13 protein-coding genes and 1 pseudogene are annotated in these 14,633 nt (G+C 62.5%); 4 read left to right on the forward strand and 10 right to left on the reverse strand.

Translation table 11 applies throughout. The annotated features are described in order from the left end of the window. Positions 1-214 precede the first annotated feature (214 nt). The 3 genes from Q4G32_RS00825 to Q4G32_RS00835 form a co-directional block, all read right to left on the reverse strand. Entirely contained in the window at positions 215-616 is a 402-nt protein-coding gene (locus Q4G32_RS00825) for a nuclear transport factor 2 family protein (RefSeq protein WP_303348515.1), read from the reverse strand. 124 nt (positions 617-740) lie between these two features. Then, positions 741-3,164: a transketolase-like TK C-terminal-containing protein gene (locus tag Q4G32_RS00830; RefSeq protein ID WP_303348516.1), complete on the reverse strand. Its 2,424-nt coding sequence runs from the start codon at positions 3,162-3,164 to the stop codon at positions 741-743. A gap of 116 nt (positions 3,165-3,280) precedes the next feature. After that, the gene (locus tag Q4G32_RS00835) at positions 3,281-4,303 is read right to left on the reverse strand and encodes a 1-aminocyclopropane-1-carboxylate deaminase (RefSeq protein WP_303348518.1); all 1,023 of its coding nucleotides are present in this window, start codon (positions 4,301-4,303) and stop codon (positions 3,281-3,283) included. Positions 4,304-4,408: 105 nt separating this feature from the next. Between Q4G32_RS00835 and Q4G32_RS00840 the strand changes: the two genes are divergently transcribed. Next, a complete protein-coding gene (locus Q4G32_RS00840; RefSeq protein ID WP_303348520.1) occupies positions 4,409-5,113 on the forward strand; it encodes a GntR family transcriptional regulator in 705 nt (234 codons plus the stop codon). Positions 5,114-5,165: 52 nt separating this feature from the next. On the opposite strand, the gene Q4G32_RS00845 is transcribed toward Q4G32_RS00840, so the two are convergent. From Q4G32_RS00845 to galU, 6 genes are all read right to left on the reverse strand, one after another. Continuing rightward, positions 5,166-6,098 (reverse strand): dihydrodipicolinate synthase family protein, encoded by a 933-nt coding sequence (locus tag Q4G32_RS00845; protein ID WP_441327435.1) that lies wholly within the window; start codon positions 6,096-6,098, stop codon positions 5,166-5,168. Further along, a complete protein-coding gene (locus Q4G32_RS00850) occupies positions 6,077-7,537 on the reverse strand; it encodes a TIGR01777 family oxidoreductase (RefSeq protein WP_303348524.1) in 1,461 nt (486 codons plus the stop codon). Before Q4G32_RS00850 ends, Q4G32_RS00845 begins: the two co-directional genes overlap by 22 nt. A 19-nt stretch (positions 7,538-7,556) precedes the next feature. Further along, positions 7,557-9,338 carry a CYTH and CHAD domain-containing protein gene (locus Q4G32_RS00855; RefSeq protein ID WP_303348526.1) on the reverse strand — a complete coding sequence of 594 codons (1,782 nt, stop codon included), beginning with the start codon at positions 9,336-9,338 and terminating at the stop codon, positions 7,557-7,559. Positions 9,339-9,359: 21 nt separating this feature from the next. After that, positions 9,360-10,184, reverse strand: a complete 825-nt coding sequence (locus Q4G32_RS00860; protein ID WP_303348528.1) for a hypothetical protein — start codon at positions 10,182-10,184, stop codon at positions 9,360-9,362. Between the two features lie 283 nt (positions 10,185-10,467). Next, positions 10,468-11,076 carry a GNAT family N-acetyltransferase gene (locus Q4G32_RS00865; protein ID WP_441327436.1) on the reverse strand — a complete coding sequence of 203 codons (609 nt, stop codon included), beginning with the start codon at positions 11,074-11,076 and terminating at the stop codon, positions 10,468-10,470. A gap of 26 nt (positions 11,077-11,102) precedes the next feature. Further along, entirely contained in the window at positions 11,103-12,017 is a 915-nt protein-coding gene (gene galU, locus Q4G32_RS00870) for a UTP--glucose-1-phosphate uridylyltransferase GalU (RefSeq protein WP_303348532.1), read from the reverse strand. A 216-nt stretch (positions 12,018-12,233) separates the two neighbouring features. Here galU and Q4G32_RS00875 point away from each other — a divergent pair, with 216 nt between their 5' ends. Beyond that, complete coding sequence (locus Q4G32_RS00875; protein WP_303348534.1) at positions 12,234-12,866, forward strand: 5-formyltetrahydrofolate cyclo-ligase; 633 nt, start codon at positions 12,234-12,236, stop codon at positions 12,864-12,866. A 43-nt stretch (positions 12,867-12,909) separates the two neighbouring features. After that, positions 12,910-13,107 (forward strand): annotated as a pseudogene (locus tag Q4G32_RS13890) (FmdB family zinc ribbon protein); the annotation flags it as partial. Between the two features lie 62 nt (positions 13,108-13,169). On the opposite strand, the gene Q4G32_RS13895 reads toward Q4G32_RS13890, so the two are convergent. Beyond that, the gene (locus Q4G32_RS13895; protein WP_368660352.1) at positions 13,170-13,451 is read right to left on the reverse strand and encodes a hypothetical protein; all 282 of its coding nucleotides are present in this window, start codon (positions 13,449-13,451) and stop codon (positions 13,170-13,172) included. Positions 13,452-13,645: 194 nt separating this feature from the next. Between Q4G32_RS13895 and Q4G32_RS00885 the strand changes: the two genes are divergently transcribed. Beyond that, positions 13,646-14,380, forward strand: a complete 735-nt coding sequence (locus Q4G32_RS00885; RefSeq protein WP_303348537.1) for an SAF domain-containing protein — start codon at positions 13,646-13,648, stop codon at positions 14,378-14,380. The last annotated feature ends 253 nt before the right edge of the window (positions 14,381-14,633 follow it).

Consider the following 14,633-nt stretch of genomic DNA (forward strand, 5'->3'; position numbering starts at 1 on the left):
CAATCCGATATCCAGCTTCCTTGTAAGCCTGATACGGACCAAGTGCCTCCTCGGCCCAATAGCCTACGGGTTGTCGGGTGCCATCGGCCAATGTCCAATGATCGGCAGCACTGATCACAAAAAGAATACTCGGCATGGTGTTTTTGATTCCCTCATTGAAGTGGTTTCCCCGGCTGACGGTCTCCTCTGAAATCCGGGGCAAGTGCATACTGGATCAGGCGATCAGCTGTTGCAGCACATGACTGTCCGCGCTTTGAATCAGCTGAGCCAATTTCCCGTCCTTGATCGTCCAGTCATGAGTGAACCGGATATCGGCAGTCTGACCTGCATGGGAAACAGCGTGATAGTGCCCGGATACAAAAACGTGGTCCTCCGAGCCGTGGAATGCGTGCGTCACGGGACCATAACTTGCCAGTTCGGGCATGATCCTGCCAAAAAAGTTCTCCGCAACATCAGGCCATCCGTTGTAGACGCCGCCGAAAGGAAAGCCCGGCGTGATGTCAAAAACCAGGTCCTCGGCCATCACTTCCGCCACTACTTCCGGAGCCATCCCGGATTCATAGAGACGGCGGACCAGGGCAACGTTGGAGGATTCTTGATTCAGTGTTTCAGTCATACTCCACACCGTAGACACCGCAACCAAGTCCAACCAGGGAAGGATGCTCCCTCCCTGGCCGGTCATGACACAGCACCGGAGGGGCCGCGGATCAGCCAGCAGACCGGAGCCAGCCGGCCCGGCCTCACCTTCCAACAGCATCCAGTGCTGCGTTGATGATGGAATCGCTGTCAATTCCGTGGAACCGGTAGGCCTCCTGAACGGAGGAAGCCCGCCCGAACTGGGTCACTCCCAGATTTGTCATGCGATCACCGCGAACTCCCGCCAAGAAAGCCAGCGTGTGCGGGTGGGCGTCCTGGACGGTCACCAACGGCACGGGGGCATCAGCGGGAAACAAGTGCTCCAACACACCGCCGCCAGCCCGACTCGGTCCACCCCTCAAACGCAGTGCCTCATACACCTTATCCGGGCTGCTCAGACACACCACCCCGGCCTGAACTCCGTAGCGCTCCAGGGCATCGGCGGCAGCGCAGACCTCGGTCATGATCGCACCAACCCCCACCAACGTGACGGCGTCGTTGTGGGCGGGGTGCTCGGAAATTCGGTAACCGCCTGCCAAGACTGCACGACGACGCCGCTCACGCAACACCGGATCTTCCGGAAGCCGTGCCAGTGATTGATCCACCGGGCGCGTGGTGAGTCGGAAGTAGGCAGAAGTGCCTTCAGGCGAATGCAGGGTTCGCATGGCCTCCAACATTGACCACTCCATATCTTGCGCAAACGCCGGCTCCCAGCTGGTCAGCCCGGGCACTTCCATGGTCACCGACGGTGTGTTGAAGGACTGGTGCGCCCCGCCCTCTGGGGCCAAAGTGACCCCGGACGGGGTCCCCACCACGATGGAACGTCCCCCGGCGTAAATCCCGAAAGTCCACGGCTCCAAGGCTCGGTTGATGAAGGGGTCATAGATGGTGGCCACGGGAATCAACGGTTGACCCCAGCGGGAATAGGTGGCGCCCAGCTCACCGGCCAATCCCACCAGGTTGACTTCGGCAATGCCCAACTCAATGTGCTGTCCGCGCTGAGCATCCTCTTGCCAACGCAGAACCCGCTCACGGTCATCGGCAAACCAGTCTGCTCGTTCGGTCAGTGACCACACCCCGGTCTTGTTGATCCAACCACCCAGATTGGTGGAGGTGGCCACGTCCGGGCTCAGTGTCACCACACGCTCCGCAACCTCCGGCGCCGCCCGTTTGAGGTCAGACAGGAAACGGCCCAAGGTGGCTTGAGTGGAGGTCACGTTTTTGTGATGCCATCCGAGTTCGGCCGGAACGGGTGCCGTCTCAGCAACGCGGTATGGGGTTCGCCTGAGCCGCTGGGTGGTCTGCTCACACACCTGACCGGCGGCACTGTCCGGGTGGAACCGTTGCCACGGCTCCTGAAGGTCCATCCCGGACAGTTCGGCCAGCTCTTGCATCTGCTCGGCGGTCAACTGCGCCGAATGGTTGTTCGGGTGTCCTTCCGTGGCCAGACCCTTGCCTTTGATCGTGTAGGCAAAAATCACGGTGGGTCGGGTGTCCTCAATCTGCTCAAAAGTCTCGATCAGGCGTTCGACGTCGTGTCCGGCCAGATCGCGGACCACCTCCGCCAGCTCACGTGCCGAGAGCGTGCTCAGAAGCTCGGCCAACGCACCGGCTTGGCCACCCTCAACCCCTGCCAGCAAACGCTCCCGCACCTCATCCGGGTGGGAGCGCAAAATGCGCTGGTATTCCTCGTTGGGCATCTGAGTCATCCGCTCGCGCAGCGCCTCTCCGCCGGGCTGGCTGAACAATCTCTCCAGGCGCCGCCCCCAGGTGCAGGTCAACACCTGCCAGTCCGCTGCGGCAAACATGCCCTGCAACCGTTGAATCTGTATGTCCGGGATCACCCGGTCCAAGGACTGCCGATTGAGGTCAACAATCCAGACCACTTCACCGAGCTGCCGGACCTCCGGGTCAATGATCGCTTCCCACACTGCGCCTTCGTCCATTTCGGCATCCCCCAACAGGGATATGAACCGACCAGCCTCCGGGCTCTGCGGGAAACGATCCTTCAGGTAGCGGTGGGACAGAGCCGCCCACAGGGGTGCAGTGGCCCCGATCCCCACAGATCCGGTGGAGAAATCAACGGTGTCCGGGTCCTTGGCGCGGGACGGATAGGGCTGCAATCCGCCCTCCCCGCGCAAAGTGGGCAAATAGCGTTCGTCCAAATCTCCCAATAGGTAATTGATCGAATGCAGCACCGGAGAGGCGTGCGGTTTGACAGACACTCGATCATTCGGCCCCAAGCTGGAGAACCACAGAGCCGTCATGATCCCCACCATGGATGCCGACGACGACTGGTGTCCGCCCACCTTCACCCCGTCCTGGTTGGTGCGGCCTCGGTTGGCGGCATCAATCATGGCGGTGGACAGCCACAGAACTCGCTGGGCAATTTCATCCAGCACCGAACCGTCCAGGGAGGAACCCGCCGACAATGGTCGGGAGTTCACGCTGGGTGGATCAACCTGTGTGCCGGTTTCAAACTGTGGTTCATCGGCATCCGATACCTCATGGGCATTCACTTCAGTCATCCTGGTCTCCTTTGACCCGTTGACGTTCACACCATCAGTCACTCACACGGCAGACCATCAGGCACGGGAGGTGCAACGTCGTCGTGCCCCTCGGTGGTCACGCGTGGACGCTGCCCTCAGTCGGCAAAAATCGACGAGTACGCGTTGAGTGCCAACTGTCCACCGAGGTGAGCATAAAGAACATTGGAGGCCTTGGGGATTTCACCACTACGGACCAAATCCATCAGCCCCGCCATGGACTTGCCTTCGTACACGGGGTCCAGGATCACACCTTCCAATCGTCCCGTGGTGCGGATGGCATTCACCGTGGACTCCACCGGGATGCCGTAGAGGTCACCGGCCCAACCCTCCAGAACGGTGACCTCATCATCACGGATCTCCCGCCCCAGACCGATCAGCTCCGCGGTGTTTTGTGCAATGCGCCCCACCTGGTCCCGAGTTTTGGCCAGGGTTGCAGAGGCATCAATCCCCAAGACGCGGCGCGGACGGCCGCCGGCTTCTTCCAGTGCTGCAAAACCGGCAATCATGCCTGCATGGGTGGACCCCGTGACTGTGCAAACCACAATGGTGTCAAAGAAGACACCCAGTTCTTCTTCCTGCTCGGCAAGCTCATAGGCCCAGTTGGCAAAACCCAGTCCACCGTATTTGTGTTCGGAGGCTCCGGCAGGGATCGGATAAGGCTTGCCGCCCTGCTCCTCCACCTCAGCCAGGGCTGCCTCCCAGCTGGAACGGATACCGATGTCGAACCCGGCCGGGTCCAAGCGGACATCAGCGCCCATGATCCTGGACAGCTCGATATTTCCCACCTTGTCATTGACGGGGTCATCCCAGTCCACCCACTTTTCCTGCACCAACCGGGCCTTGAGCCCCAGGTGTGCGGCCACGGCAGCCACCTGTCGGGTGTGGTTGGACTGATAACCCCCAATGGAGACCAAGGTGTCTGCCCCGGAGGCCAGGATGTCCGGGACAATGTACTCCAGCTTGCGGGTCTTGTTGCCGCCAAAAGCCAGCCCGCTGTTGACGTCCTCCCGCTTGGCCCAGATCTGAGCACCCCCTAAGTGCGCGGTCAGGTTCTTGAGCTGATGCACGGGACTCGGTCCAAAGGTCAGCGGATATCGGGAAAAATCGGTGATGGACACAGGTGCTCTCCTGGTAGCTCGGCGCTGATTCGATATGCAATATATTGCGTATCGAATCAGTAGACTGTCAAGGAACTTCCTGCACCCAAACCCGTAAAGGCTCCCGTGCCGATCCCCGCAACCCGTGGCCTCCATCAACGTTCCCTCCTGCGCGAGAACGTCTACCACACGCTGCGCGATGCCATCATTCGCGGGGATTTGGAACCCGGAGAAAAGCTGCGCGACTCAGAACTGGGCCAGTGGCTGGGGGTCTCCCGCACCCCCATCAGAGAGGCGCTGCTTCGTTTGGAGCAGTCCGGGCTCGTGATCTCCACTCCGGGGAAGCTCACCATGGTGGCCCCCGAAAACGACGACGCAGTCCGCCACGCCCAGCAGGTGGCCGCCCAACTGCACGCGCTGGCCATCACGCTGGCAGCCCCCAGGCTCACCGCCGAAGACCTGGCGGAGATGGAGCGGGCCAATCAGATCTTGGCCACCTCCCTGGCCAAGATTCCTGCCAGCAGTGAATCGGCATCAACCACAGACCGGGAGCAGGCAGCTGACATGGCCCAAGAAGCCATTGCCGCAGATGATGCCTTCCACAATGTGGCAGTTCACGCCTCCGGCAATCCTTTGATCCCCGAGCACCTGGAATCGGTGACGGCCGCCCTACGGCGTCGTGAATACCTGCATTTCGGCTCCCTCACAGGCTCCGACTCCCCCACCCAGCACGCCCGGATCATCCAGGCTCTCCGGGACGGGCACACCTCAGCCGCAGCAGAACTGACCCGGCAGAACTGGCTACGGCTCATCGACTCAGCAGCCGAATGAACAACCAGCGCCATCCTTCTTTGTGGGATGGTGCGTTCGCCTACCTGAAACCTCACGAATCGGTGAGTGTCCGTAAGTAGTTTTGGACCGCCAGCCGTTGCGCATCGTCCAACCCCAGCAGGGGTTGAGGCAAGCAGGGCCGCCGCACCAGACCCAGCTCCTCAGCAACGGCGGCAATCACCCGCAAGCTGCCGTATTGAGCAAACAGGTCCCACAACGTGGTCAGGCCGTGGTCCCGGTTGATCTGGTCTTCGGATTTTCCGGTATCCGCTGCAGCCACTATCTGCTGTGCCAGTTCGGGCAAGGTGCCGCCCAGCACCGAGTACCACGTGTCGCAACCAGCCCTGAGCCCGCGTACAGCGGCAGCATCCCCGGAAATCCCCACCACAACCTCATCTCCGACTGCGTTCCGCACGTCGGCCACGTGAGCATCCATGGCCTTCTGATCACCGGGAATCGGGGGAATCTTGATGGCAGCCACCCCCTCCAGAGCAGCTACGCGGCTGTAGAGGTCCAGGTGAAAGGTGAACCCTGTGGTGACGGGGTTGTCATAAAGCACCACGGGAAGGTCCGTGGAATCGGTGACAGCGCGGAAAAGTTCCAGGACGTCGTTATCGGTCAAGGGCTGATAGCTGACCGGGGCCAGCAGGACACCGGAGGCTCCGGCCTGCTCAGCCTGCCGGGCGTGGGTCATCACGTGAGATGTTCTCAACGCGCCTATTCCGGCCAGTACGGGGATGGCCCCGGCAGCTTCCAAGGCGCAGTCCAGGACCGCTTGGCGTTCGTAAGCGTCCAGGTAGGCATAGCAGCCCGTTGAGCCCAACACCGTTATCGAGTCCACTTCCTCTGACTTCAGCCGTTGAACCAGATTCCCGAGAGCCGAAAAATCAATGTGGTCATCCACCATGGGGGTCAGAGGAAATACGCTGAGCCCGCTCAGCTTGAGTCGCGGTTGCACTTCTGTCACCGCGGCGGCAGGGTCCATTCCAAGGCCTGCCGCAACTGAGCATGCCGGAAGGGGAACCCTGCGATCTCCAGAACCTCGGGGGTGACCCGTTGATTGGCCAGAGCCAGTTCACGCGCGCCATCACGCCCCAGAAGCAGCGCGGGTCCAAAGGATGGCACCGGCAACACCGCGGGTCGATGCAACGCACGCCCCAGGGTCTTGGCAAACTCCTTCTGACGTACGGGCTCAGGGGCCACCGCGTTGACCGGCCCGGAGAGGGATTCATCCAGCACCGCCCAGGCATACATGCTGGCAATGTCATCCAGTGACACCCAGGAGAACCACTGCTGTCCGCTGCCCAAGGGTCCACCGGCACCGGCCAGGTACAGAGGGAGTTGTAATTTCAAAACTCCACCGAGTGTGGAGAGCACAATTCCCGTGCGGATAGACACCCACCGCATGCCGAGGTCTTGGACCCGAGCCACCTCCGCTTCCCACTGCCTGCACACATCGGCCAAGAACCCCTGACCGTAGTCATCTTTTTCGGTCAGCACGGCGTCCCCGCGGTCCGTCCCGTAGGCGCCGATGGCCGAGGCGCAGATGAAGGCTCGCGGCCGCTCTGAAGGCTCCAGTGCCGCACAGGCCTCCACCAGCAGGCGAGTGCTGTTGATCCGCGACTCCAAGATCTCGCGCTTGTTGGCTTCCGTGAAGCGGGTGGCAATCGACTTTCCCCCCAGGTGGATCACCACATCAGCCCAGACCACAGCACCCGGGTCCAGGACGCCCTTGGCGGGGTCCCACTGCACCTGGTCATCACGACGACGACGCCCACGAACCAACGTCCGCACCTCATGTCCTGCGGTGGACAGCAAAGCAGCCACCTGGGAGCCGACCAGTCCGGAAGCTCCTCCGATCAGTATTTTCAGCTTCTGTGGGCCGAAGCGCTGTTCCAGATGTGACTGAAATTCCAGGTCGGCACGCAAACGCCTGGTGCGGTCGGCAAAAGTCTTGGCCAGGGTCGATTCCATGGCACGCCCCGTGAAGGCACCGGCCATCTTGTCCCCGGCAGCGCTGAGTCCACGGAGTTTCTGGGGTACCACCTGGTATTCGATCCGGTCATGAACCACGCACGCCTCGCTGCCATCTCGACCCGATCCCGTACTGGTGCCAGGATCGGCAAAGGTGTGCGTGTGCGTCCAGGAAGCCAACGGCCCCTTGACCATGCGGTCCACGAAAGACCGGGGCACGGGGCCGTCGTCGTGCTCAGAAACGAACGGAACACGAACGGTGCCGGCAGTCCCAGGTACGGAGGTTTTCAGCTGTGCACGGGTACCGGGCTTCAGGGGCGGGTAGGACTCGCTGATCACGGTCTGGGCCCATTCCGGGCTCAGCCGGGTCAACGCCCCGGGCCTCTGATGCCAGGCATATACCTGGTCCAGGGGGTACTCCAGGCGTTCGGTGGACTCGAATACAGCCATGGGAGGCTCCCTACGGTGCTCAGGCTTCAGGTGATGTCTCTGACAGTAGCCTGTTGATCAGCTCCGGAGCACGTACTTCATAAGACTGCACGCGGGCGCGTTCATATCCGTGCAGCAGTCCAACCACGTAACGGTCACCTCCCGTGCGGATCAGCGACCGTGCCGCAAAAGCGAACCAATCGTCCATGACGGCGGCATCCATCATCTCTGAAAGTTCCGTCTGGAGCTGTGCCGAACCATCCAGCAGGCCCCGCCAGGATTTTTTGGGTACCAGGCCGGTGGTCACGGCCAGACCATCCAGGCCGTAGCGCAGATTGCGCAGTGCCTTGCGATGCACGTGGACCAGGTCAACGGCATCTGAGATCTTGGCTGCTGCCTCCGGGGTCTGCGGATTCTGCACATCCTCTGACATTGCCTCAGAAGATGGGTCCGCAACCGGCCGGTCCGAGTCTGCGGCCTCCTCAGCGGTGGACTCCAGCGTGGCCTGAGCCTGAGCCAGAGCCTTGCTCCACCGTTTGACCGCGCGGGTTGCTATTTTCTTGGCGGAGAACTCCCGCGCCTTGGGATCAAGCTGCACGGATTCGGCCCACTGGGTCAGCTCCTCCAGCAGGCCCAAATGCTGAGCGCTGTTGAGGTGGCGCACCGCGGCGGCTCGCGTGGACTCCTTGTTGGTCTGGGCCAGAGCATTGAGCTGCCCCAGACCCGCGCTGCTGACCTGCTCCCCCACCACGGCAGCCCGTTGCGGCAGCAGTTCCACCACAACTTCAGCATCCCGAGCAGCAGAGAGGTGGTCGCTCAAGGCGGACAGTTGATCGGAGAGCTCCGGGTGGGAAACACCTGCCAGCTCCGGACCCACACCTTCGATCACTGCAATGAGGCGCCGCGCCGCCACACGAACGGCATGCACGCCCTCCGGGTCCCCAATGCGCAGCAGGAAATCTGCGTAGAGCAGCCCTGCCACGCTGGAGTTGATCAGGACCCACACCTGATCTTCCGCGGACTCAGGCGCAGTCTGTTGCGGCTCACCAGCAGCAGGATCAGCCCGCACATCCTCAGCGGCCTTGGTGCCCTTCTTCGACTTCTTCTTGGCGCCGGCCTTTTTCTTGGACTTCTTCTTGCCGTCCTTGTCCGAGCCCTTGGAAGCGCCCACGGGATTGTTGTCCAGATCCGTGACGGTCACGGCCGGAGCGTCGTCGTCGGCCCCCAGTGCGCGGGCGATCTTGGCGGAGGAGGCAGAAGCTGTGAGCCCAGCGGCAAACAGCACTGTTTCAATCTCTTCAAAAACCGCGCCAACATCTGCGCCGGAGCCGTTGACCAGCTCCACCTCGTACTCGACCCACGCGCGTTGAAGCCCGGCCCGCTCATCTGTTGCCACGACGTCGTCAAGGCAGACCTCGGCCACACGGCCAAAGTCCGGATGCTGCACGTCGAGCACCCGCCGGTTGTTGACCACCGTGGCAAGGGGCGCCAGTTCCTGACCCGCCACAAGTCCGGCCACATACTGTTTCATCTGCGCGGGCATCCGGTCCGAGGTTTTCAGCAACGGCACGTGAAGTTCGTGCTTGCCCAACTGATCCCGATACTTCAGGTGCCATCCGGCATCCGGGCCGCCCTTTCGCCGACGCAGAGCAATGCCAAAACTGGCCAATCGGTTTCCGGGAGTGTCAAAGTACACGGCCTCAAGATCACGGCCGGTGGCTTCCGGTACCACACTCAGGGTGGGCAGCGCGGCCCAATCCGGTTCGGCTCCGGCCGGCACTTCATACTTGCGCTCGACCTCCAACTGCACGTTCGGGGTCATGAGAATCCTTAAGTGTCAGGATCAGGCGCGGCGACGATTCAGGACGTCATCCAAGTTGATGCCTGCGGTGTTGGTTTCTGGCTGGGGAGCCTTGGCGGCATCTTTCAAGCTGAGACCGCGGTCCGCAACGGGAGTCTTGGGAACCTCCAGGGCTTGCGGTGCCTGGCGGTGAACGACGGCGGTGCGTGCGTAGGTGGGTTTGGGCACGGGAACCGGCTCCCAGGTGCTGCCCGCCGACTCGGCGGACTTCTGCGCCACCTTACGGGCCGCGGCCACCAATTCGTCATGGGTGGGAATGTCCCGGGCAACCTTGGTGGAGGCTGCGACTTCCAGTTCCGCGTCCGTCAGACGCTCCGGCAACTGCTGCGGAGCAGGCTGTTCAGCCGGAAGGTTGTAGGGGGAACGCTCCGAGTCTTGGGAATCCTCCGCAAAGTGAAGATTGTCCAGGAAGGTCTGATCTTCGGGGAGGTCCAGGTCCGCCCGCTGCTGTTGTTCGCGGCGCACGGATTCAGCTTCCACATGCGCCTGATTGTTGAACACGGCTGCCCGTGCTGTCGTGTTGTTCTCCACCACGCTGTCCGTTGCGGTGCCGTCCGTGGCTCCAGCGGCGCGCTCACGGCGTTCCTGGACTGCCAGGTAGCGCAAGGCCGCAATGGAGCCTGCGCCAACCAGCATCAAGAACACCGGCCACGGCCAGGTCACCGCAACGGTCAGCGGTGCCAAGATTCCCGTGATGATGGCCAGGAAGAGAGCAGCGCAGCCCAACAAAAAGATGATGGTGCGATCCCACTTGATGTTCAGGCCCTCAAAGGTGGACTCCACCTTTTTGGTCGCGCTGATGGCCATATCCTGACTCCTTGGGGGTCATCAGTCACGGGCTCAGGTGTACCCGTGACTGGTTGTGTAGAGAATGCTCGACGTTGGTGGGAAGTGGACCCGGAGTGATGCCCGCACAGCACAGCAAGCTGGCTGCCGGTATCACCGGATCGGGGACAACTTTAGCGGAGAATCACACGCGTGTAATGCTGGCTGACAGGTGTGTCCGCACTGAACCCCATCAGGCCGCCGTCGTGGTTCCTGCATGGCCCGTATCTGAGCGCTCCCGGAGACTTCGCGGCACGGTCACAGGTCAGCCCGAGTGCACCGTAATTCCCGTATCCGTTCCGGTGAATGGACGCACCAGACCATGTGGCACCTCCGGAGCCGTGAGCGCAAAACACCGGTGGTCCGCCCACCGTCCGGCAATGTGCAGATAGTCCTTGGCGTACCCCTCTTCCCGGAATCCCAGCTTCTCCACCACCCTCAGAGAGGCCGTGTTCTCCGGGCGAATGTTGATCTGCATCCGGTGCAGGGCCCTGTGGTGAAAGCAATAATCGGTGGCCATGGCAACCGCCATGGGAGTGATTCCCCGCCCGGCCTCCCGGCCATCCACCCAGTACCCCACGGTGGCTGAGCGGAAAGCTCCCAGGATGATTGAACTCACGGTCAGCTGCCCCACCATCCGATAGGTGTCATCCGTAGCGGTTCGTTCGGTGATCAACCACGGCAGACAGTGCCCAGCCCGGGCATCCCGGTGCTGTTCACGAACGAACCGTCTGAACGACGGCAGCCGTTCAGACGGTTCAGGTTGGGAGCCCTCCCAGGGCGCCAACCAGTCCCGGTTGTGCCACCGCACCGCATCCCATTCGGCGCGGTCACGCAGGTGCATGGGCCGCAGTAGCAGGTCTCCCCAGGACAAGCTGACGGGCCAAACGGCCCCCACGGTCACTTGGAGTCGAGCCCTTCCACAAACTCCACCAACCACTCGCGCAGGTCAGGACCAAGGTCCTCGCGCTCGGAGGCAATGGTGATGTTGGCCTTGAGGTAGGAGAGCTTGTCTCCGGTGTCATAGCGGCGGCCGCGGAAAATCACGCCGTACACCCCACCGCCTTCACCGTCGCGGGCGGCCAGTTCCTGCAGAGCATCGGTCAACTGAATCTCGTCACCGGCGCCGGGTTCGGTGTGCTCCAGGACTTCAAAAACATCCGGGTGCAGGACGTAGCGGCCAATGATGGCCAAGTTGGACGGTGCTTCCTCGGCCTTGGGCTTTTCCACCAGGCGATTGACTTTGACGTAATCCTGGCCCTCCACCGGGGTCACGTCCGCACAGCCGTAGGCGCTGATGGCCTCCGGGGCAACTTCCATCAGTGCAATCACGGTGGCGCCGGTGGACTCCTGAACGTCAATCATCTCGGAGAGCAGGGTCTCCTTCTCGTCGATCAAGTCATCACCGAGCAGAACGGCGAATGGCTCCTGGCCCACGTGCGTCTTGGCACGCAGCACAGCGTGGCCCAAGCCCTTGGGGTCTCCCTGACGCAGGTAGTGCAGATCCCCCAGGTCGGAGGCGTGCTGCACGGCCTCCAGCAGCTTGTGCTTGCCGGATGCCTCCAGCTGATGCTCCAGCGACGGAATGCGGTCAAAGTGGTCTTCCAACGCACGCTTGGAGCGGCCCGTGATCACCAGCAGGTCATCCAGCCCTGCATCCACGGCTTCCTGCACCACGTACTGGATGGCCGGACGATCCACCACTGGCAGCATCTCCTTGGGAGTGGCCTTGGTGGCGGGCAAAAAGCGCGTACCCAACCCGGCAGCGGGCAGGACGGCTTTCCGAACGGGGTGCTTCACGTTTTCATGGGTCATGGGCCTGAGAATATCGGAGATGCACCCCTATCCGAGCGTGCGCTGTGTCTCTGTCACCACGGGACGGCCTACAAGTCGGCAACGGACACTGAGATCACCCCCACGCACTGAGCAAGCCTGCTAGCACCAGAGGACAGTCGACGTGAGCCAGAACGCACCAACCGGTGGCGTCACGTCAACCACACTGGGGACGAATCGGAATGGAATATTGAGTTCATGAACGTACATCTTGACGCCGATGACCCCAAGAGGGCCTTGCGCCGCAGGCTTCAGGCTCTGCGTCACGCTCTCACACCGGCGTTTCGCAGACGGGCCGAGGTTGGATTCGATCAGGCGTTGGCCCACCTGGCACAGTCCCACCCCACCGGTGCCGTACTGGCTTATCTTCCGAGCGCCGTCGAGCCACCGTTACGCCCTGCCCTGGAACGCCTGACTTCCACCCGGGACGTGTGGTTGCCCGTGACCGGTCCCCAGCGCAGGCTGACCTGGGTCAGGTGGCAGTCACAGACTCAATTCGCTCCCAGCGGTCCCGGCGGGCTCCTCCAACCGACTGGACCCGCACACCCAGCACCCCGGGACATCGGCATGATCCTGGTTCCTTGCTTGGCTCTGGACGACGACGGCCTGCGGCTGGGCATGGGCGGAGGGTTCTATGACACCTTCCTGGCCACCGTGGATGCCGAGATTCCGCGCGCCGGATGCGTATTTGCCCGTGAGATCTTGCCCGCGGGCAAAGTTCCCGCTGACCCGTGGGATGTCAGACTGCCGATGGCGCTGACCGAGCGCGGGCTACGCCGTCTGCCTGGGTTCCAGGCTGGCTGTCCAGCCCCACCGTCCGGCATAGAATGACCAGTCGATATTCCGGCCACTGCGCAGGTGAGCCCTGCGGCACATGTGCCGCCCGTGGACCATCTGCTGTGGTCACCCCGTCCTCAATCAGGAGTTCTCAGTGCCCGTTTACGCCTATAAATGCAAGGACTGCGGCCATCAGTTCGATGTCCGGCAGTCCTTTTCGGATGAGCCCCTGAAACTCTGTCCGGAGTGCGGCGGCACGTTGCGCAAGCAGTTCAATTCAGTGGGTGTGGTGTTCAAAGGCTCCGGGTTCTACCGCAATGATGCACGCCAAGGATCGGGCAGTTCCGGTGGCTCGACTCAGACCGGAGCCAAGGACGCCGCTGATTCCGGCAGCTCCGGCAAGGCTGCAACCTCCGGCACCAGCGGCTCGTCCGGCGCGGACTCAGCCTCATCGGGTACCAACGGCGCTACAGGCTCCGGGCAGAAATCTGCCTCCACGCCTTCGGGTTCCAACTCGTCAGGTTCCGCGAACAGCACTTCCTGACGGCTGACGTGGGCATCCCAGACCCGGGCGGCTACAGCCTCCCGTACCGATGTCTCCACAGCTTGGGCTGACACGGACAAAACTTCCTCAGTCATCCACAGATTCCGGTTTGCCCTGGTGGCGGTGTGCGGAGACTGTTTAGCGTCAGGTCATGCGGCTCTTTGGTTCATCTGATTCACCTTCTGCGGTCCGCGGACGCACCGCCTCACCTCGGACACGCTCTGCCCGCGGACGTGGACATTCCCGGCCCAGAAGGTTGCGTCCCACGCGGCCCAGCTACCCGTTGGCATTGCAGTTACGGACGGCGATTTCGCGCAAACGTCGGTTGGTTGCAGCCGCGCTGATCAGCATTGCTGCCGCCATTGTGGTGCTCCAGATCAGTCCAGGGGAGCGGGAGACTGTCCCCGTGGTGGTTGCCGCCAAATCCTTGGGCGCGGGAACGGTGCTGTCTGCCGGTGATCTCACTGTTGCCCAGTACCCGGTGGCCTTGGCTCCGGCCGGCCATGCGGACCCACCACCGGACCCCACCACAACAACCACAGCTGACACGGTGGACTTGGCGGCCTCAGCAACCACACCGGAGTACCGCCGCGATCCATCACCTGGCCGGATTGAGGACTGGGCGGGGCGCACCCTCTCAACAGCCGTGGTGGAAGGTCAGCCCCTCACGGTTTCCAGCGTGGTCGGTCCTGATCTGTTGGCGGGCCAGCCCGCCGGGACCACCGCGGTGACCATACGGGTGGCTGACCCCGGTGCCTTGACCCATGTGCGTCCGGGCCAGGGGGTGGACCTTGTGCAACGCTCCGGGAGTGCCACCGATTCACAGCCGCGGGATCGGGTGGTGGCACGTGACGTCACGGTGTTGTGGGTGGCTGATCCGGTGGAGCCCAGCGGCGGTCTGTTGTCTTCGTCAACTGGTGGGTCCGATCAAGACCTCTTGGTGGTGGGCACCGATGCGCACACCGCACAGAACATTGCGGCCAGTGACAGCCAGGCGTTGGTTCCCGTTCTTGTAGCCCGCTGAGCTCCAACGGGCTATCTGCACTCCATCACGCGGTGGATCATCCCCAGTGGGGAGGTTTCTGGGAGCGCAACCACTCCGCCCGGGACTCAGCGTGGTTCTGGCCAGCTGAGGGGTGGTCTCCCCCATGCTCCGGGGTGGTCAAGCCCGCCCACTGAGGTTCGCGCTGCACGGGGATTCCAGTGGGCCCCTGTTCACCAGCTTGCTCACCGACTTGCTCACCGACCTGGCTCTCCCGCCGATCCACCGGCGCGGG

Source organism: Kocuria sp., from assembly GCF_030538595.1.
Lineage (GTDB): Bacteria > Actinomycetota > Actinomycetes > Actinomycetales > Micrococcaceae > Kocuria.